The organism is Affinirhizobium straminoryzae, assembly GCF_007004135.1.
In the GTDB taxonomy this organism is placed as follows: Bacteria; Pseudomonadota; Alphaproteobacteria; order Rhizobiales; family Rhizobiaceae; genus Neorhizobium; species Neorhizobium straminoryzae.
Map to the genome: position 1 here is coordinate 1 of NZ_VJMG01000107.1, position 17,492 is coordinate 17,492.

A 17,492-nucleotide genomic window follows, 5' to 3' on the forward strand; every position below is an offset into this window, starting at 1 on the left:
GCGGCATGCGCCAGCGCGTGGGCATTGCCCGCGCGCTGGCCTCGAAACCCCGCTTCCTGCTGCTCGATGAACCGCTTGGCGCGCTCGACGCCCTGACCCGCACCAGGCTTCAGCTTTTCCTGCTGCACATCTGGCGAACCAGCCATGCCGGCGCGCTGCTGATTACCCACAGCATCGAGGAGGCCCTGCTTCTGGCGACCCGGATCGTCGTGCTGTCCGCCAATCCCGGCCGCATTTCCACCGTGGTGGAGACGGGCTTTGGTCTGGAGATTCTGGCGGGGGCCACGCCGCAGGCGATCCGCCGGACGAAGCCGTTCCGGGACCTCTATGACGAACTGACCAACCTGATCGAAGGCAGTGACCCGGAGGAACTGGCGGCATGAGCGTGATTTCGGATCTGAAGACATCGCTGGAGCCGGATGCCGGGCATGCTGCGCCCGCCGCGCGACCGGCCCGACGTCGAAAGACAACGACTCCTTCCACCATCAGCCTTTCTCTTCTGACGGCGGTCGCCCTCGTCGGCCTCTGGTGGGCCGCGAGCGCGCTTCGGCTTGTCTCGCCGGTGTTCCTGCCCTCGCCTGTCGCTGTCGTCATCGCCTTCTCATCGCTGCTGAGGGTCGGTTTCGTCGATTCCACGCTGCTCCAGCATGTCAGCGCCAGCCTTGCACGCGTGCTGGCGGCCCTTATGGTGTCCGCGCTCATTGGCGTGCCCGTCGGCATTCTGATTGCGACCAGCCGCATCGGGCGCGGCATTCTCGATCCGATCGTGGAGTTCCTGCGTCCCCTGCCGCCGCTTGCCTATCTGCCGCTCATCATCATCTGGGCAGGCATCGGCGAAGCATCCAAGGTCACGGTGATCGCCCTGTCCATGCTGCCGCCCATCATCCTCTCGACACGTGCAGGTGTGCGCGCCGTGCCGAAGGACTTTATCAACGCGGCGCGCTCGTTTGGTGCAAGCCGTCGTCAGGTGCTGGCCTCGGTCATCCTGCCCGCCAGCCTGCCCGCAATCCTGACAGGCATCCGGATCGCGCTCGGGACCGGCTGGTCCACGCTGGTTGCGGCGGAACTGATCGCGGCCAGCCAGGGGCTGGGCTTCATGATCCAGTCCGCCGCCCAGTTCCTCGTCACAGACGTGGTCATCGTCGGCATCTTCGTCATCGCCGCCATCGCCTTCCTGCTGGAATGGGTGGCGCGAGCGCTGGAGCGCCGCTTCGTGCCCTGGGCGGCCACAGGCAGCGCCTGAGCGGACCGGCCTCGGCAAGAGGACGTCGTATCGCCCGTCGATCCGACAATGTGCCTCGACCCCTCTGCCGCAAGCCCCCTATGGCCCATTCTGTCACCCGCGCAAAACTTAGAGGAATTTTCCGCAGACCGGGTACTGGAAGTGTGCATGCGCCCTTCAACAGATGTCGGGTCGAGGATAGTTTCGGCTTACAGATCAGATAGAAATGCAAGGACCATCATCATGCGACGCTCCCATTCCCCTCTCACCTCTCCGACGCGTGGCGTGACAGTCAGTGTTGTCAGGCTCGTCGCCCTGATGACGGCGTCGCTCACCTCGGCGCAGGCCGCGGATGCCGATCCGAATGCCAGCGTCAGCATCGGGTCCCTGTATGAGCCGCAGAACCTCGACAACACCGCAGGCGCTGGCCAGGGCATCAACGAAGCCTTCAACGGCAATGTCTACGAAGCGCTTTTCCGGCTGTCGGACTCCGGCGCCGTCGAGCCGGTGCTTGCCAAGGATTACAAGGTGTCCGAGGATGGGCTGACCTATACCTTCACGTTACAGCCGGGCGTGAAATTTCACTCCGGCGAACCGCTCACGGCCAGGGACGTGAAATATTCGATCGAGCGGGTGACGGCACCGGACTCCAAGAGTTCGCGCAAGAACAGCCTCAAGGGCATTGCCTCCATCGAGACACCGGATGATGCGACGGTCGTCATCAAGCTTTCGGCGCGCTCCATCTCGCTGCCGTACAATCTGAGCTATGTCTGGATCGTCAACGACGCGGCGAAGGACCTGAAGTCGTCGGAAGACGGCACCGGCCCCTACAAGCTCGGGGACTGGCGGCGCGGTTCGTCGCTGTCGCTCGCCCGCTTCGACGGCTATTGGGGGAGCAAGCCTGCGAATGGCGGCGTGACCTTCCGTTACTTCACCGATGCGACCGCCCTCAACAACGCGCTGCTGACGGGTGCCGTCGACATCATCACTTCGGTCCAGAGCCCGGATTCCCTCAAGCAGTTCCAGACCAACAAGAGCTTCACCGTGGCCGAGGGGCAGTCGACCACAAAGCTGCTGCTGGCCTATAACGATCGGGTCGCCCCCTTCGACAACGTCAAGGTGCGCAAGGCGCTGGCCCGCGCCATCGACAAGAAGAAGCTGCTCAATGCCATCTGGGGTGACCGCGGCCTCGTGATCGGCTCCTTCGTGCCGCCGACAGATCCCTGGTATGTGGATCTCACCAAGGTGGATGACTACAATGTCGAGAGCGCCAAGGCTCTTCTCGCGGAAGCCGGTTTCAAGGACGGTTTCACCTTCACGATTGACACGCCGAACTACGACCCGCACCCGCTGGTCGCGCAGTTCCTGCAGACGGAATATGCCAAGATCGGCGTAAAGGTGAACATCAACATCATCACCGCCAACGAATGGTACTCCAAGGTCTACAAGGCCCATGACTTCCAGGCGACCCTTCAGGAGCATGTGAACCACCGCGACATTGTGTTCTATGGCAATCCCGATTTCTACTGGGGCTACAACAATCCAAAGGTGGTCGATCTCGTGAAGGCGGCCGAAGCCAGCACGACGACGGATGAGCAGACCGCCCGCCTCAAGGAAGCAAACACCCTCATCGCGGAGGATGCCGCCAGCAACTGGCTCTACCTTTATCCGCAGATCGTGGTGTCGAAAGCCTCCGTCACCGGCTATCCGGTCAACGGCCTGAACTCACAGTTCTTCGCCTCGGGCATTCGCAAGGCCGGGAAATAAGCGTCAAGCCATCGACAGCAGCCGCAAGCCGCCCTATGACGGGGCGGCTTTTGCATGGGGCCGTGGCGATTGTCCCAGGCCATCGCCGATCACCGGCCGGCAAGGCGTGGTGGATGCCGCGTGCCGTCGACGGATAAGGAGATCCGATCATTCTCGTTTATCTCTTGCGCCGTTCTGCCATCCTGCTTGTCTCCGTTCTGCTGGCCAGCGCGGTCTTGTTCGTGCTGCTGCGGCTTTTGCCGGGAGATCCGGCCAATGCTCTCGTTTCGGTCGGCGCGGATGCGGAACAGATCGAAGCGGCGCGCCGTCAGGTTGGCTCGAACCTGCCGCTGCTCCAGCAGTTCCTGCATTTCCTCGCCAATATCGCCGTGTTCGATTTCGGCGTTTCCTTCGTCAGCGGCGCACCGGTTCTGGGCGAGATCGGCGGGCGTTTGATGGTGACCCTGCCCCTGACGCTTGCAGCCTTTGCGGGATCGATCCTGATTGCCGTTCCGATCGGCATCCTGGCGGCGGTCCGTCAGCGAACCTGGTATGGCGCCCTGATATCGATCGTCTCGCAGCTTGGCATTGCCGTGCCGGCCTTCTGGATCGGCATTCTGCTGGTGACGCTGTTTGCCGTGAACCTGCAGCTGTTTCCCTCCGGCGGCTTTCCCGATGATGGATGGACCGCGCCGGCCGAGAGCATCCAGGCCCTCATCCTGCCGGTCCTGACGATCACGCTGGTGATGTCGGCTTCCCTGATCCGCTATGTCCGCTCCGCCACCGAGGACATCCTGTCGAGCGATTATCTGAGGACGGCGCGGGCCCTGGGTGCCACGCTGTCCGGCGCGCTCGTCCGCCATGGCATTCGCAATGGCGCCGTCCCCGTGATTTCCATTCTCGGCATCGAGCTTGCCTCGACCCTGCTTGGCGCCGTCGTCATCGAACGGGTGTTTGCGTTGCCCGGTCTCGGCTCCATGTTGCTGCTTGGCATCGAGCAGCGCGATTACCCCAATGTTCAAGGCGTGCTGGTGGTATCGACCCTGCTCGTTCTCATCGTCGGCTTCCTGGCCGATGTGCTTCAGCGCCTTGTCGATCCGCGTCTTCGCGAGCGCGTGACGGGTGGCGCATCATGAACGGAACGGCCGGGTCCATGCCGCAGACCGAGGGAAAAATGACACGTCGAACGATACCGCTGTCGCTGATTGTCGGCGGCGTGATCGTCGGCCTTCATCTGCTGGCCGGGCTGCTGACCCTGTTCTGGACGCCCTACGATCCGACCGCGATGGTGGGGGGGCGACTTGCCGGACCCTCCCTTGCCCACTGGGCCGGGACGGATCGCCTCGGGCGAGACCTTTTCACCCAGATCCTGATCGGCGCCCGCATTGCCATCGAAGTGGGCAGTGGCGCTGTTGCCATCGGCGCCGCGATCGGCGTCACGCTCGGCATTCTGGCCGCCTTTGCCACCCGCACGCTCGATGATGTGTTTGCCGCCGCCTTCGACATTCTGATTGCATTTCCAACCCTGCTCGTCGCCATGCTGATCGTCGCCGCCAGCCAGACGGCGAGCCTTTTCACGGCGGTGCTTGCCATCGGGATTGCGGGGTCGGCCATCATCGCCCGCCTCACCCGCATCCTGGCCAAGCGGGTGCTTTCGATGGATTACATCGTCGCCGCCCGTGTCGCCGGCAGCAGCTGGCCATCCATCGTCGTCGTGCATGTGCTGCCCAACATCTGGCCGACGCTGATCGTCAATCTGGCGCTCCAGTTCGGGTTGGCGGCCATGGCGGAATCCTCGCTTTCCTATCTGGGGCTCGGGGCCCCTCCTCCGAATGCCTCCTGGGGACGGCTTCTGCAGGAAGCGCAGGGAACGGTCTATACGGCACCGTTCGGGGCCATCGCCCCCGGCATTGCGCTCGTGACACTGGTGATCGGGGTGAACCTGCTGGCAGACGGCCTGCGCGCCTTTGCCGATCCGACGCGGAGGGGACGCCGTTGACCGCTCTGCTTACCGTCGATCGCCTGTCCATCGCCACGCAGGCGCGCCAGCTGGTCCGCAACCTCAGCTTTTCGATTGCGCCGGGCGAGCGGCTCGGCCTGATCGGCGAATCCGGCTCGGGGAAATCGCTGACCTCTCTGGCTTTGATCGGGCTTCTGCCCGAAACAATGGCTGCGACCGGTTCAATCCGTCTGGACGGAACCGAGGTGATCGGCGCCGGCGAGCGGCAGCTGGTCGCCTTGCGCGGGCCTGCGGCGGCCACGATTTTCCAGGAGCCGCTGACGGCCCTTGATCCCTTGATGCGCGTCGGCCGACAGGTGGGTGAAGTGGTTCGTCGGCGCCTGCGCCATGAGGGCCTGCCGTCCTCCGCGCCCGCAGTACAGACACGCGTACTGGAGCTTCTTTCGCGCGTGGCCCTTCCCGACCCCGAACGTCTTGCCCGTGTCTATCCCCACGAAATGTCAGGCGGCCAGCGCCAGCGGGTCGCCATTGCCATGGCGCTCGCCTGGCGTCCGAAGCTCCTGGTCGCAGACGAACCGACGACAGCGCTGGATGTGACGACACAGGCGGAGATTCTTGCGCTCATCGGGCAACTGGTCCGGGAAGACAACATGGCGCTTCTGTTCATCAGCCACGATATTCCGGTCGTTGCCGGCACCGTGGACCGTGTTGCCGTCCTTCGCCAGGGCGAACTGGTGGAAGCCGGCCCGGTCAGCGATGTGCTTCAGGCACCTGCGGATCCCTATACGCGCAGTCTCGTTGCAGCCGCCCGCACCTTCGACACGGCTCTGGGGAGGTTGTTTTGAGCTTCATCACCGTGGAGAACGTCTCCTTCGCCTATCGCTCCGGCCGGACAATCCTCGACAGCCTCAACCTGACGATCGAAAAGGGCCGCAACCTCGGCATTGTCGGTGAAAGCGGCTCCGGCAAGACCACCCTGCTGCGGTTGCTGCTCGGTCTGGCGCAACCGTCTGCGGGCCGTATCCTCCTCGACGGACAGATCCTCGATACGCGGAACCGGGCCTTCATGGGCGGCTTCCGCAAGCGCGTGCAGGCCGTCTTCCAGGATCCCTATTCGTCGCTCGATCCGCGACAGTCGGTCTTCAACATCGTGGCGGAGCCCTTGCGTGCGCTGAAGGTCCAGACGGATATCGAAAGCGCCGTATCGGAGGCTCTGGCAGCGGTGGGGCTGCCGGCGGATGCGGCGCGCCGCTATCCGCACGAGTTCTCCGGCGGCCAGCGCCAGCGTATCGCCATTGCGCGCGCCATCGTGGCACGGCCCGATCTCGTGCTGGCCGACGAAATCGTCAGCGCGCTCGATCTTTCGACACGCATCCTCATCGTCGATCTCCTCAAGACCCTGTCGACCTCCGCAACCTTTGCCGTCGTGTCGCACGACATTGCGCTGGTTGCGCTCTTGTGCCCGGACATCATCATTCTGGAGAAGGGCAGGATTGTCGAAAGCGGGCCGACGGAGCGTGTTCTCAAGGATCCCGCGCATCCCTACACCCGCCGGCTTCTCGCCAGCACCCCGCGGCTTCCCCCGCCAGTCTGACCGCGGCCGTTGCTGACCGGAGCGGATGACCGCTCCGGTCCATGAGGGGGCGCCCTGTTTACCCCGCGCGGACCATCCAGAGATGCGGGGCGACAGGATCACGCCGCATCGGATGCGGCTGCGGCGGGCTGACGGTGGTTCACGGTTCCGACGACCTTCGTGCCACGCTTCAAAAGGTTGAGGATCGGACAGAATGCCTCCACCGCCGCCGTCACCCTGGCGATCTCCGCACTGTTGGCCGGAGACACCAGCGTCACCGTGTAGACGATGTCATGCGGATAGACGGGGATCGTTTCATGGCCCTCCGAGCCTCCGCGGGGATCGAGAACCGCCGACACCTCTGCCTCGAGCGTTTCAAGCGGCACGCCCTGATCGGCAGCGTGGATGAGGTAGGTGTGCGTCAGGCAGCTCGACAAAGCCCCGAGCAGCAGCTCGGGAGAGGAAGGCCCGAGATTGTATCCGGCAAAATCCGGCGGGCTGTCGGTGATGACTTGAAAATCGCGGATGCGAATCCGCCGTACGCCGCTGCGTCCCTCGGCGGTCGCGCCCGCTTTCAGGGTGATCGCACCTGCTTCACCGCTGCGGATGCGGCTGCGACGCGCCAGCACCGCCTCTCTCTTCTGGCTCAGATAATCATTCAGCGTCGTCACGCGGTCTCTCCATGTTCACGATCAACAACATGATGCCTGCGCCCCAACCCGAAGATCGCGCCGATGAAGCCGGCGGTCAGCAGAAGGGCCTGCAGGGATCGGGGAATCTCGATCGAACAGACCGAAGCCACCAGCGCGAAAACGAGAAGGATGATGCTGACGCGGGTAACGCGGCACAGCGGAGCGTGGTCCGGGATCTTCAGGCTGATCTTGGCGATGTGCATGTCTTCCACCAGCGCGGGGGGCCTCGCCAGCGTCGGTCGGGCGGGCCATGATGCGGTTGCAAGTCCGTTTCGATCTTCATTTTCGTCCGTCGGGCAGCCATCGCTGTCGACACTCCCCAAATCTCGGGCAAGACGACGCCTTGTTCAAAGGCGAGACGTGTTCGATCGCTGACCGAACGGAAACGCCGTGCCAATTTTCTACTAATTTAATAGAAAATTATGCCCGCAGGCCGTTGATCGACCGGCCGGGGGTCCCGGCACCTTGATCATCACTCCCCGCCGCATCCCGGATGGATCGGTTGTACGCAGCGGCAAGCCGGACCGCGTCTCAATGGCAATCCACGATAGGCCAGCGGTCTGCACCGCCGGCAGCTGCGGGCGACGCCCGCTCATCAGGAAGCGGCTTAAAGCGACATGCCTGTCGAGCGCCATCGTGCCGGTGGAAAATCTGCAATCAAGGGATCATCCCGTCACCGAATGACGTGGCCTTCCTCGCAGCCACGCCCAAACATCCGCAGCTCGCCATCGGCGATTTATCTACAGAGGCGGTAGATTTTTACTCCTGGACGTCGGAAAATCGAGACAAGGCTTTCCGGTTTCGCCCAAAATTTAGACAGGGCTGCTTCGAAATTCATCGTCCGCACTGTGATGCTAAAGATGTCGAAGGTGACATCCACCTTCCCGCAGACACTTGTGCAGGGATCAAGAACATGAAGAAGACGATTGGAAACACCATATCCTGGACGCGCCGCCTGAGCCTGACGGCTCTGCTGGCCGGTGCGGTCGCGGGCCTGGGGCTTGCTGTTCCCGCCGCGCAGGCCGCCGACAAGACCATCAAGGTCGGCATCATCAGCGGCGAAGACGAGGATGTGTGGCGCGCCGTGACTGCCGAAGCCGCCAAGAAGGGGCTCACGATCAAGACCGTCGTATTCAACGATTACACGCAGCCGAACGAGGCGCTGGAGCGCGGCGATATCGACGCCAATGCCTTCCAGCACAAGCCGTATCTCGACAACCAGATCAAGCAGCACGGCTACCATATCGTTCCGGTCGGCTATACGGGCGTCTGGCCGATCGGCCTTTATTCCAGGAAGGTGAAGTCCGTTGCGGATCTGCCGAAGGGTGCGCAGATCGGGGTGCCGAACGACCCGTCCAACGAGGGACGCGCGCTTCGCGTTCTGCAGAACGAAGGCCTGATCAAGTTGAAGGACGGCACGGGTATTCTCGCGACCATCGCCGACATCACCGAAAATCCGAAGGGCCTGAAGATCAAGGAACTCGATGCCGGTGTGGTGGGGCGCGCCATCGATGACCTCGATGCCGCCGTGGTCAACACCGACTGGGCGCTGAAGGCTGGCCTCAGCCCCGCTCAGCGCATCGCGCAGGAGCCGATCAAGGACAATCCCTACCGCAATTTCATCGCCGTCAAGCAGGGCAAGGAAAACGAGGACTGGGTGAAGACGCTCGTCGCATCCTACCAGAATGAGGCGGTCCGCGCCGTTTTCGAGACAGTCTACAAGGGCACCGGCCTCATCGCCTACTGACGTTCGAACCATCACACACAGCCTGAATGCGGCGGCTCCTCCGCCGCATTTTGTCATCTGGAGTTCCCGGCTATGAACAGCCATCCCTTTCTGAGTGCCCAGATCGCTCCCCTCGCGCCTGCTGACGCGGTGGTGACGCTTTCCGGCGTGCGGCGCCGTTTCAACGACACGGTGGCCCTGGACGGCATTTCCCTGTCTGTTCGCAAAGGTGAAATTCTCGGTATCATCGGTCGAAGCGGAGCAGGAAAGTCGACCCTGATCCGCTGCCTGAACGGGCTCGAACGACCGGACAGCGGCGAGATCACCATCGAAGGCAAGCGTATCGATGGCCTGCCGGAACGGCAGTTGCAGCCTTTGAGGCGGCGCATCGGGATGATCTTTCAGCATTTCAACCTGCTGTCGGCGAAAACGGTGGAGGCGAATGTTGCCCTACCGCTGAAGATCGAAGGTCTGCCGAAGGCAGAGCGAATGGCGCGCGCCCGTGACCTGCTGGAGCTGGTTGGACTGTCTGACAAGGCAAAGGCCTATCCGGCCCAGCTGTCGGGCGGGCAAAAGCAGCGTGTCGGCATTGCGCGCGCGCTCGCCGCACGACCGGCACTGCTGCTGTCGGACGAGGCCACCTCGGCGCTCGATCCGGAAACCACCCGCTCCATTCTCGCGCTGCTCAAGGATATCAACCGCAAGCTTGGCCTGACGATCATCCTCATCACCCACGAGATGGATGTCGTGCGCTCGATTGCCGACCGGGTTGCCGTGATCGACGCCGGTCGCATCGTGGAAACCGGCACGGTCCAGTCCGTCTTCGCCAATCCGCAGGCACCGATCACACAGCGGCTGCTCGAAGGCAGCCGGCCTCGTCTGCCGGAACATGTGGCAGCCCGGCTGAACCCGGCGGGGGAGGCCATCATTCTCGGCGTGGATCTCAGCGGCCCCTATGGACAGAGCCGGTTCTTCACCGATCTCGCCGATGCCCTGAGCGCCGGCGCCAGCCTCATTCAGGGTGGAGTCGAACACATTCAGGATGAGTCCGTGGGCCGGTTCTTCCTGTCACTTCCGGCCCGCGACGCCAATCTCGTCGAGCGCGTGCGCAGCACGCTGCAGGCGGGTGGCGCCCATGTGGAGGTTCTTGGCCATGTCTGACGTCATGATCGATCTGCTGATCAGCGCTGTCTGGGAAACGCTGCTCATGACCTTCGCTGCAGGCCTGATCTCGCTGGTCGCCGGGCTGCCGCTCGGTCTGGCGCTTGTTGCAACGGGCAAGGGCGGGCTGTCGGAGAACATCTGGGTCAACCGTCTGCTGGGAGCCGTGATCAACGCCTTCCGGTCGGTTCCCTTCATCATTCTCCTCGTCGCGCTCATTCCCCTGACACGCCTGATCGTGGGAACCGCGCTCGGAACCTGGGCGGCGATCGTGCCGCTAGCCATTGCGGCAACCCCCTACTATGCCCGCATTGCCGAGGTATCGCTGCGGGAGGTGGACAAGGGCCTCATCGAAGCGGTCCGCGCCATGGGCGGCAACCGCTGGACGATCATCCGCGAGGTGCTGGTTCCCGAGGCACTGCCCGGCATCGTCGCCGGTTTCACGGTGACACTCGTGACATTGATCGGGGCCTCGGCCATGGCGGGAGCCATCGGGGCGGGCGGTCTTGGCGATCTCGCGATCCGCTATGGCTACCAGCGCTTCGAGACAGGCGTCATGATCGCGGTCGTCATCGTGCTCATCATCCTCGTCTGCGGCATCCAGTGGATCGGTGACCGCATCGTTGAACGGCTCGACCATCGACAGAGCCGGGGCTGAACCACGGTCCTGCCCGGCGCTTCGCCCGGGGTCGCGCACCTTGCCGATCGCGGCCATCTGCGAGTGCGGCCTCCAGAGCATTTCCGGTCAAAACGCGATCACCCGAAATGCTCTATCTATTTGTTTTTAAGCAGTCCGATCCAAAACCGCTGACGCACTTTTGGATCGGACGTGCTCTATGTCGCCCGCGCGATCGCCGCCTTTCCAAGCATGCTGCGGATCATATGGGCCTGCGGCGCATGCGCTCGTGCGGTCAGTGCATCGCGATGATGCCGCTCGAGATGATGATCGCGGCGCAGGCCGCGATTGCCCCCGAGTTCGAGCGCCAGATCCGTCACGCGCACCGCATTGTCGATCACCACATGACGAAGCACCAGCGGATCGGTCCCCACCCCTCTGCCTTCGTCGACATCGCGCCCCACGGATCGCAACAGGCGGGCATTGGTGGCGAGCAGGATCTCGATATCGCCGAGACCTTCCTGCAGACGCGGAATCGAGGACAGCGGCGAACCGAGGCTGGTCGGCATATGCCGGGTCAAATGGCGCAAAAGATCATCGCGCGCCGAAACGGCAACGCCATGATAGACGGCAGACAGCAGCGTGAAGAAGACGTGCCCGCCTGCCTCGTCACGACGAAGCGGTTCATCTGCCGGCTGCTCCGCCACGAGATCTCCAAGCGGTATCCGCACATCGTGGAGCACAAGATCATCGCTGGCCGTCGCATGCATGCCGGCGGCATCCCAGGTCTTGACCTGGGAAACGCCAGGAGAATCCAGCGGCACCAGAAGCTGGATCAGGCGCGGGCGCTCCTCCTCGGTCAGCGCCAGAACGATCGCAAAGGCAAGGCCCGGCAGGCCGGTGACGAAACTCTTGCGTCCGTTCACCACCCACGCGCTGCCCTCGCGGCGTGCGGTCGTCGCCGGGCGGCCGCCATGGGCAGGCGACCCCATGCCCGGCTCCGCCTGCGCATTGTTCAGCAGAGCCGGTCCGCGGCGGTTCGCCTCCAGCACCCGCGCGGCAAGGTCCGGCGGCCACGTCCCACGGCTGATCGCCGCATGGACACTGTAATGCATGGCCAGGACCAGCGCGGTGGACGGCTCACCGGCTGCGATGGCGGAAATCACCGCCTGCGCCGTCTCCAGCCCGGCGCCCGCACCACCGTGGTCACGCGCCGTGACGAGGCCGAGCAGGCCGGCCTCGAACAGCGCATGAAAATGGTCGGCGGGAAAGGTTCCGGTCCGGTCGCAGTTCGCCGCGTTCTCGGCAAAGCGCAACGCAAGCCTTTGCGCCACCGCGACGGCATCCGGCTGTTGCACCGAGGTCTTGAGCGCGAGGAGACTCATGCCACGGCCTTCCCTTCAAGACGTGCCCAGGGCCGGTGATCGACCCAGTCCGCCACGCTGAAATCCCCGGCCAGGAAGCCCCAGTCACGCAGAAAGTCCTTGTAGTGCGCGATGGCATCGATGAGAGGAGCTTCCAGCGACAGGCCGAGGTGGCGGTGAACCTCCGGACCGTTGGCGGCCAGAACCTGTTCTTCGGTCGCCCCTGCTTCGCGCGCAATGAAGCGCCGGGTTTCCTCCGGATGTCCCTCGGCCCAGGCGGCAGCCTGCCGGATCGCGTCGATCAGACGCGCGACCAGATCCGGTCGCTCGTCGGCCAGCCTGCGGTCCACGGTCAGAACGCGCGGCGAACCGGAATTGATCCGGATCTTCGGGTCTGGATGAAAGCCGAACTCCACCACCGGCACAGCGCCGATGAAGTTGGCGGCGGCAATGCCGCCGGTGCCCTTGACGAAGATGGCATCCACCTCACCCCGCAGCAAGGCAGCCGCCTCCTCTGCGAACGCCTGACGACGTTTCAGGCGAAACAGGGATTGCCCCTCCTGGTCGGCCAGTACGGACTGGGCAATCTCGACATCCACCCGCTCGATCGCATCCAGGGGAACTCCTTCCAGCGAAAGCGCCGAGACGAGCCCCTTCAGAGCCGTGGCCCGCATGAAATCCACAATCCCGTCCGGCCGCCTGGGAACGCCGAAACGACGGCCCGCAAGGTCGCGCACCGAGCGGATTCCGCTGGTCGGCAGCGTGACGATGGCCTGGAACTCATCCGTCCAGGTGATGCCGACAAGACGGGTTTGCCGGCCTTCGGAGCGCGCACGGATCGGCGGAACATTGCCGCCATGGCGAAACGACCATTCGAGCGTGTGGTTGAAATGGCTCTGCCGGATCGTGCTGTCCGGCGAGTCGATGATCGATGTCAGCGTGATGCCCGCCTCGGAAAAGGTTTTCTCCAGAAGGCCAAGCTGTGCCGCAAGGCCGACCGGCGTGGGCACCGGGCAGCGCGTATACCAGATTTGCGAAAGGGTCATGATCTTCGGCTCCAGATGCCCTTGCCGGGCGTTCCCATGTTCATGGCGTTGAATGACAGGCTCAGGCGCTCGTGACATAGGCCTGGGCAAGGCTGCCCGACACACCTTCCGCGCCCACCGTGTGGTCCGCGATCCTCCTGTTGTAGATCGTGATTTCCGGCGGGCTGGCGATGTCGATCGCCGGCAGATCCTCCACCAGCACACGCTGGATGTCGCGCCACTGTTCGAACCGCTTCTTCGGATCGATCTCGATGGCGGCAGCCTCCAGCAGCGCATCCACTGTCGGATTGGCATAGGCCGCGCCATTGGAGAAAGGCACGCCCTTGCGGAAGTTCTTGCTCCAGTAGAGGCGTTGCACGCCGACCGTCGGATCGAACAGATTGCTCATGCCCTCGTAGGCGAAATCGAAATCGCGATCGGTATAGATCCGCTTGGTATAGGCGGCGAAATCCTGGGAGCGGACGGTCACCTCGATCCCGACCTTCGCCAGGGCCTGCCGGATATACTCGGCCCCGCGTGCATAGCCTTCACCGCTCGGCACGTAATCGATTGTCAGCCTGGCGCGAATGCCGCCGGCGCCGCGCCTGTAGCCTGCCTCGTCCAGCAGCGCCTCGGCAGCCTTGAGGTCGATCGGATAGCTCTTGAGGTCACTGACGAACCACTTCGTCAGCTTGGGATTGATCGGGCCGGGATTGATCGAGCCGTAGCCGTAATTGACGGTGTTGAAGATCACCTTCTTGTCGATCACATGGGCGAAGGCGCGACGCACGCGCACATCCTTGAAGAAATCCCGCTCCAGGTTGAACTCGATGCGGCTGATGCTGTTGGAATACTGGTATCCCTGCGTCTCGAAACCGATGTGCGGCAGGCCCTTGATCCGGTCGAGATCGCTGTAGGGCAGCGGCGTGCTGGGCGCGAGATCGATTTCACCGGTCTCGATGGCGATGGCGCGCGCCGCAGCATCGGGAATGAAGCGGACGATCAGGCGATCGAGATAGGGCCGCGGCTTGTCCCAGTAATCGGGGTTGCGCTCGTAAACCAGGTGGCTGCCGCGCACCCATTCCTTGAAGCGGAAGGGGCCGGTGCCAACAGGGGCAAGGTTCACGGGGCTTTCGGCGGCCTTGCTGCCTTCGTAGAGGTGCTTCGGCACGATCGGCGTTTCGGCCGAAGCCAGTGCCGTGATGAGATAGGGCGCCGGCTTGGACAGAACGAAAATCGCCGTCAGCTCGTCCGGCGTTTCGACGTCGATGAGGTTGAGGAAGGTGTTGCGGCCGCGCGGATGGATTTCCTTGATCGTTCTGATCGAATAGGCAACGTCCGCGGCGGTGAAAGGCTTGCCGTCATGCCATTTGACACCAGGGCGCAGATGAAAGGTGTAGCGCAGACCATCTGCGCTGATGCTCCACTCCCTCGCCAGCAGCGGCCTGGGGTTGAGATCGAAGTCGTAGGTCAGCAGCCCCTCGGTGACCTTGGGCGACACATAGACCGAATTATAGGCCGTATGCGCGATGGTGGTGAGAACCGGGGGTTCCGAGGCCAGAACCAGCGTCGCCGTACCGCCGCTTGCCGGCGTGGCCGCACGGGCCGATAATCCGGAAACCGACAGTCCCGCCAGCGCCACCGATGCCTGCAGAACCAGCCGGCGCGTCGGGTTGAAGTTGATGTTCATGATGTCCCTCTCCTGTCAGGCGGCCGTCCATTTCGTCGCCGCGTGGCATGCTGTTGTTTCATTCTCGCAAATCGCCATACCATGGCATGAAATGCGATATTTTCCTCATTATCTGAAATTTAATTGCCATCCAGACGATCGCTTCGGCCATATCAGGCAAAAATGTTCTTTTCGAATTTGACAAAATCTATAAATCTAGTCAACTATTACGACATGCGATTTTGATCGCTCGGGAAACGCTCCGGCATCGGGACTGAAGACATGCTTGTATTGAAAAGGCTGCTGCAGCGCGCAAGGCGCGTCGTCCTTCAGGCGGTGCCAACGGTCATCGGCATCGTGATCCTCAACTTCTTCCTCTTGCAGTTTGCGCCCGGCGATGCTGCCGACGTGATGGCTGCGGAGGCCGGTTCCGCCACGGTGGAAACGATGGCGGATCTTCGTCAGCGCTTCGGGCTCGATCTGCCGGTCATCCATCAGCTGCTGAACTACCTCGGCAACCTCGCGCATTTCAGTCTCGGCTACTCGCCCCGCTATGGCATGCCGGTTGCGGAGCTGATCGGCCAGAGACTGCCCGGAACGCTTGTCCTGATGGGGGCGGCGCTTTCGCTGGCCCTGACGATCGGCGTGATCTTCGGCGCGCTGATGGCCCAGTTTTCCGGTCGCCTGCCGGACCGTCTTCTCTCCATCGGCTCGCTGCTGTTTTATTCGGTGCCGGGTTTCTGGATCGGGCTGATGCTGATCCTGATGTTCTCGGTGAAGCTCGGCTGGTTGCCCTCGGGGGGTGACAGCACCATCGGCAGCACCCTCACCGGCCTCGCGGCCGTCCTGGATCGGGCACGCTACATCGTGCTGCCGGCGCTCTCGCTCGCGCTCTACTATCTGGCCATCTATGCGCGCCTCACCCGGGCTGCGATGCTGGAGGTGAAATCGCAGGATTACGTGCGCACGGCCCGTGCCAAGGGCGTATCCCCCGTGCGTCTCGTTCTGCGCCATATCCTGCGCAATGCGCTGATCCCGATCACGACGCTTGCCGGAATGCATATCGGCGGCATGCTGGGCGGTGCCGTGGTTGTCGAAACGGTGTTCAGCTGGCCCGGGCTCGGTCGTCTTGCCTTCGAAGCCGTCATGGCGCGCGATTTCAGCGTTCTGCTCGGCATCCTGCTTCTGTCCTCATTCGTCGTGATCATCGTCAACGCCGCCGTCGACCTGCTGCAGGCCTGGCTTGATCCGCGCATCGGAGAAAGTCGATGACATTGACCCAATCAAGCCTTGCACCCCCCACCCGTCTGGCGGCGAGACTATCCGAACAGGAAGACCATTCGCCAGCGCAAGAGCCCTCGAAGGACTGGCCCTTCCTGCATGCTCCGGATGCGAGGGCCAAGGCAACGGCCGCCGTAACCAAGGCCGGCCTGCGTCGGGAAATCAGGATCCTCCTCACCAATCCCAATGCCATCATCGGCATGCTGTTCTTGCTCACCGTCGTTGTCATGGCACTGGCTGCACCCGTTCTGTATCCGGGCGATCCTCTCGAAATGGTGGCGCGCCCGTTCCTGTGGCCGGGCCAGAACCCGGACTATCCGCTCGGGACCGACTCCATGGGCCGGGACGTGCTGGCCGGCATCGTGCATGGCGCCCGCATCTCGCTGACCGTGGGGATCGCCGCGACGCTGATCGGCCTGACCATCGGCGTTCTCGTCGGGTCTGTCGCCGGTTATTTCGGCGGTCTCATCGATGACGTTCTGGTCAAGCTGATCGAGATCTTCCAGACCCTGCCGAGCTTCGTGCTGCTTGTGGTGCTCGTGGCGATTGCCCAGCCGAATGTGCTGACCGTCACCTTCGCCATCGGCATCATCAGCTGGCCGCTGGTCGCCCGCCTCACCCGTGCCGAATTCCGGGCGATCCGCGAGAAGGATTATGTTCTGGCCGCCCGCAGCCTTGGCTACGGCCATCTGCGCATCGTGTTTGGCGAGATCCTGCCGAACGCGCTGCCGCCGATTATCGTCACCTCGTCCGTGATGGTGGCCGGGGCCATCCTGATGGAGGCCGCCTTGTCCTTCATGGGGCTTGGCGATCCCAACCGCGTGTCCTGGGGATCGATGATCGGTGCCGGCCGCGACGTGATCCGCACCGCCTGGTATCTGACCGCGCTGCCGGGCCTGGCCATCGTCTTCACGGTCATTTCCCTCAATCTGATCAGCGACGGACTGAACGATGCGCTGAACCCCAGGTTTTCGGAGGAGCGGCGATGACCCCTCTGCTCGACGTTCGCGATTTCTCCGTGGCCTTCGGCACAAGCCAGCCGGTCAAGGGCGTGAGTTTTTCGGCGAGCCCCGGCGAGATGCTGGCCATCGTCGGGGAATCCGGGTCCGGCAAGTCGCTGACCGCGCTTGGCCTCATCGGGCTTCTGCCGCGACATGCCGCAACGGCGGGCGAGATCCGCTTCGAGGGCCGCAACCTGCTCGACCAGAGCGAGCGGGACTGGCGCCGGCTGCGCGGTCGCGACATCGGCATGATCTTTCAGGAGCCGATGACCTCGCTGAACCCGGTGCTGACGGTTGGCGAGCAGATCACCGAGGTTTTGCGCATTCACGAGGGCATCGACCGCAGGCAGGCCCGGAAACGGGCCGTCGAGCTTCTGGATCTGGTCAATATTCCCGAAGCCCGCAGGCGTATCGACGATTATCCGCATCAGTTGTCGGGCGGCATGCGCCAGCGCG

General features: G+C 63.4%; 18 protein-coding genes. 13 read left to right on the plus strand and 5 right to left on the minus strand.

Annotation, left to right across the window (positions count from 1 at the left end; genetic code table 11):
- The 7 genes from FNA46_RS24965 to FNA46_RS24995 all read left to right on the plus strand — a co-directional run.
- On the plus strand, positions 1-383 hold a 383-nt coding region (locus FNA46_RS24965), incomplete at its 5' end, for an ATP-binding cassette domain-containing protein (RefSeq protein WP_143127948.1).
- A complete protein-coding gene (locus FNA46_RS24970; RefSeq protein ID WP_143127949.1) occupies positions 380-1,243 on the plus strand; it encodes an ABC transporter permease subunit in 864 nt (287 codons plus the stop codon). The genes FNA46_RS24965 and FNA46_RS24970, both read left to right, overlap by 4 nt.
- Before the next feature lie 297 nt (positions 1,244-1,540).
- Complete coding sequence (locus tag FNA46_RS24975; RefSeq protein WP_246103376.1) at positions 1,541-2,989, plus strand: ABC transporter substrate-binding protein; 1,449 nt, start codon at positions 1,541-1,543, stop codon at positions 2,987-2,989.
- A gap of 164 nt (positions 2,990-3,153) precedes the next feature.
- Positions 3,154-4,104: an ABC transporter permease gene (locus FNA46_RS24980; protein WP_244618082.1), complete on the plus strand. Its 951-nt coding sequence runs from the start codon at positions 3,154-3,156 to the stop codon at positions 4,102-4,104.
- A 38-nt stretch (positions 4,105-4,142) separates the two neighbouring features.
- The gene (locus tag FNA46_RS24985; RefSeq protein WP_246103374.1) at positions 4,143-4,967 is read left to right on the plus strand and encodes an ABC transporter permease; all 825 of its coding nucleotides are present in this window, start codon (positions 4,143-4,145) and stop codon (positions 4,965-4,967) included.
- Positions 4,964-5,773: an ATP-binding cassette domain-containing protein gene (locus FNA46_RS24990; RefSeq protein ID WP_143127953.1), complete on the plus strand. Its 810-nt coding sequence runs from the start codon at positions 4,964-4,966 to the stop codon at positions 5,771-5,773. Before FNA46_RS24985 ends, FNA46_RS24990 begins: the two co-directional genes overlap by 4 nt.
- Positions 5,770-6,522 (plus strand): ABC transporter ATP-binding protein, encoded by a 753-nt coding sequence (locus FNA46_RS24995; RefSeq protein WP_143127954.1) that lies wholly within the window; start codon positions 5,770-5,772, stop codon positions 6,520-6,522. The genes FNA46_RS24990 and FNA46_RS24995 overlap by 4 nt, the downstream gene beginning before the upstream one ends.
- Before the next feature lie 98 nt (positions 6,523-6,620).
- On the opposite strand, the gene FNA46_RS25000 is transcribed toward FNA46_RS24995, so the two are convergent.
- Positions 6,621-7,172, minus strand: a complete 552-nt coding sequence (locus tag FNA46_RS25000; RefSeq protein ID WP_143127955.1) for an OsmC family protein — start codon at positions 7,170-7,172, stop codon at positions 6,621-6,623.
- Positions 7,169-7,396: a hypothetical protein gene (locus FNA46_RS25005; RefSeq protein WP_143127956.1), complete on the minus strand. Its 228-nt coding sequence runs from the start codon at positions 7,394-7,396 to the stop codon at positions 7,169-7,171. Before FNA46_RS25005 ends, FNA46_RS25000 begins: the two co-directional genes overlap by 4 nt.
- A gap of 710 nt (positions 7,397-8,106) precedes the next feature.
- Here FNA46_RS25005 and FNA46_RS25010 point away from each other — a divergent pair.
- The 3 genes from FNA46_RS25010 (at position 8,107) to FNA46_RS25020 (ending at position 10,738) form a co-directional block, all read left to right on the plus strand.
- A complete protein-coding gene (locus FNA46_RS25010) occupies positions 8,107-8,940 on the plus strand; it encodes a MetQ/NlpA family ABC transporter substrate-binding protein (RefSeq protein ID WP_143127957.1) in 834 nt (277 codons plus the stop codon).
- Positions 8,941-9,012: 72 nt separating this feature from the next.
- On the plus strand, positions 9,013-10,080 hold the full coding sequence (locus FNA46_RS25015) for a methionine ABC transporter ATP-binding protein (protein WP_143127958.1): 1,068 nt from the start codon (positions 9,013-9,015) through the stop codon (positions 10,078-10,080).
- On the plus strand, positions 10,073-10,738 hold the full coding sequence (locus FNA46_RS25020; protein ID WP_143127959.1) for a methionine ABC transporter permease: 666 nt from the start codon (positions 10,073-10,075) through the stop codon (positions 10,736-10,738). Before FNA46_RS25015 ends, FNA46_RS25020 begins: the two co-directional genes overlap by 8 nt.
- 176 nt (positions 10,739-10,914) lie before the next feature.
- Here FNA46_RS25020 and FNA46_RS25025 read toward each other — a convergent pair whose 3' ends face one another.
- From FNA46_RS25025 to FNA46_RS25035, 3 genes are all read right to left on the minus strand, one after another.
- Positions 10,915-12,081: an acyl-CoA dehydrogenase family protein gene (locus FNA46_RS25025; RefSeq protein WP_143127960.1), complete on the minus strand. Its 1,167-nt coding sequence runs from the start codon at positions 12,079-12,081 to the stop codon at positions 10,915-10,917.
- Positions 12,078-13,106: an ABC transporter substrate-binding protein gene (locus FNA46_RS25030; RefSeq protein WP_143127961.1), complete on the minus strand. Its 1,029-nt coding sequence runs from the start codon at positions 13,104-13,106 to the stop codon at positions 12,078-12,080. The genes FNA46_RS25025 and FNA46_RS25030 overlap by 4 nt, the downstream gene beginning before the upstream one ends.
- A gap of 61 nt (positions 13,107-13,167) precedes the next feature.
- Positions 13,168-14,775 (minus strand): ABC transporter substrate-binding protein, encoded by a 1,608-nt coding sequence (locus tag FNA46_RS25035; protein ID WP_143127962.1) that lies wholly within the window; start codon positions 14,773-14,775, stop codon positions 13,168-13,170.
- Between the two features lie 261 nt (positions 14,776-15,036).
- Between FNA46_RS25035 and FNA46_RS25040 the strand changes: the two genes are divergently transcribed.
- The 3 genes from FNA46_RS25040 to FNA46_RS25050 form a co-directional block, all read left to right on the plus strand.
- A complete protein-coding gene (locus FNA46_RS25040) occupies positions 15,037-16,026 on the plus strand; it encodes an ABC transporter permease (protein ID WP_143127963.1) in 990 nt (329 codons plus the stop codon).
- The gene (locus FNA46_RS25045; protein ID WP_143127964.1) at positions 16,023-17,024 is read left to right on the plus strand and encodes an ABC transporter permease; all 1,002 of its coding nucleotides are present in this window, start codon (positions 16,023-16,025) and stop codon (positions 17,022-17,024) included. Before FNA46_RS25040 ends, FNA46_RS25045 begins: the two co-directional genes overlap by 4 nt.
- A partial coding sequence (locus FNA46_RS25050) for an ATP-binding cassette domain-containing protein (protein ID WP_143127965.1) occupies positions 17,021-17,492 on the plus strand: 472 nt, incomplete at its 3' end. The genes FNA46_RS25045 and FNA46_RS25050, both read left to right, overlap by 4 nt.

Bases quoted from the DNA above. Each gene is read 5' to 3' on its own strand.
- FNA46_RS25035 (WP_143127962.1), bottom strand. From the start codon at position 14,775: ATGAACATCAACTTCAACCCGACGCGCCGGCTGGTTCTGCAGGCATCG.
- FNA46_RS25005 (WP_143127956.1), bottom strand. From the start codon at position 7,396: ATGCACATCGCCAAGATCAGCCTGAAGATCCCGGACCACGCTCCGCTG.
- FNA46_RS25030 (WP_143127961.1), bottom strand. From the start codon at position 13,106: ATGACCCTTTCGCAAATCTGGTATACGCGCTGCCCGGTGCCCACGCCG.
- FNA46_RS24985 (WP_246103374.1), top strand. From the start codon at position 4,143: ATGACACGTCGAACGATACCGCTGTCGCTGATTGTCGGCGGCGTGATC.
- FNA46_RS24970 (WP_143127949.1), top strand. From the start codon at position 380: ATGAGCGTGATTTCGGATCTGAAGACATCGCTGGAGCCGGATGCCGGG.
- FNA46_RS25020 (WP_143127959.1), top strand. From the start codon at position 10,073: ATGTCTGACGTCATGATCGATCTGCTGATCAGCGCTGTCTGGGAAACG.
- FNA46_RS25025 (WP_143127960.1), bottom strand. From the start codon at position 12,081: ATGAGTCTCCTCGCGCTCAAGACCTCGGTGCAACAGCCGGATGCCGTC.
- FNA46_RS25045 (WP_143127964.1), top strand. From the start codon at position 16,023: ATGACATTGACCCAATCAAGCCTTGCACCCCCCACCCGTCTGGCGGCG.
- FNA46_RS25040 (WP_143127963.1), top strand. From the start codon at position 15,037: ATGCTTGTATTGAAAAGGCTGCTGCAGCGCGCAAGGCGCGTCGTCCTT.
- FNA46_RS25015 (WP_143127958.1), top strand. From the start codon at position 9,013: ATGAACAGCCATCCCTTTCTGAGTGCCCAGATCGCTCCCCTCGCGCCT.
- FNA46_RS24975 (WP_246103376.1), top strand. From the start codon at position 1,541: ATGACGGCGTCGCTCACCTCGGCGCAGGCCGCGGATGCCGATCCGAAT.
- FNA46_RS25010 (WP_143127957.1), top strand. From the start codon at position 8,107: ATGAAGAAGACGATTGGAAACACCATATCCTGGACGCGCCGCCTGAGC.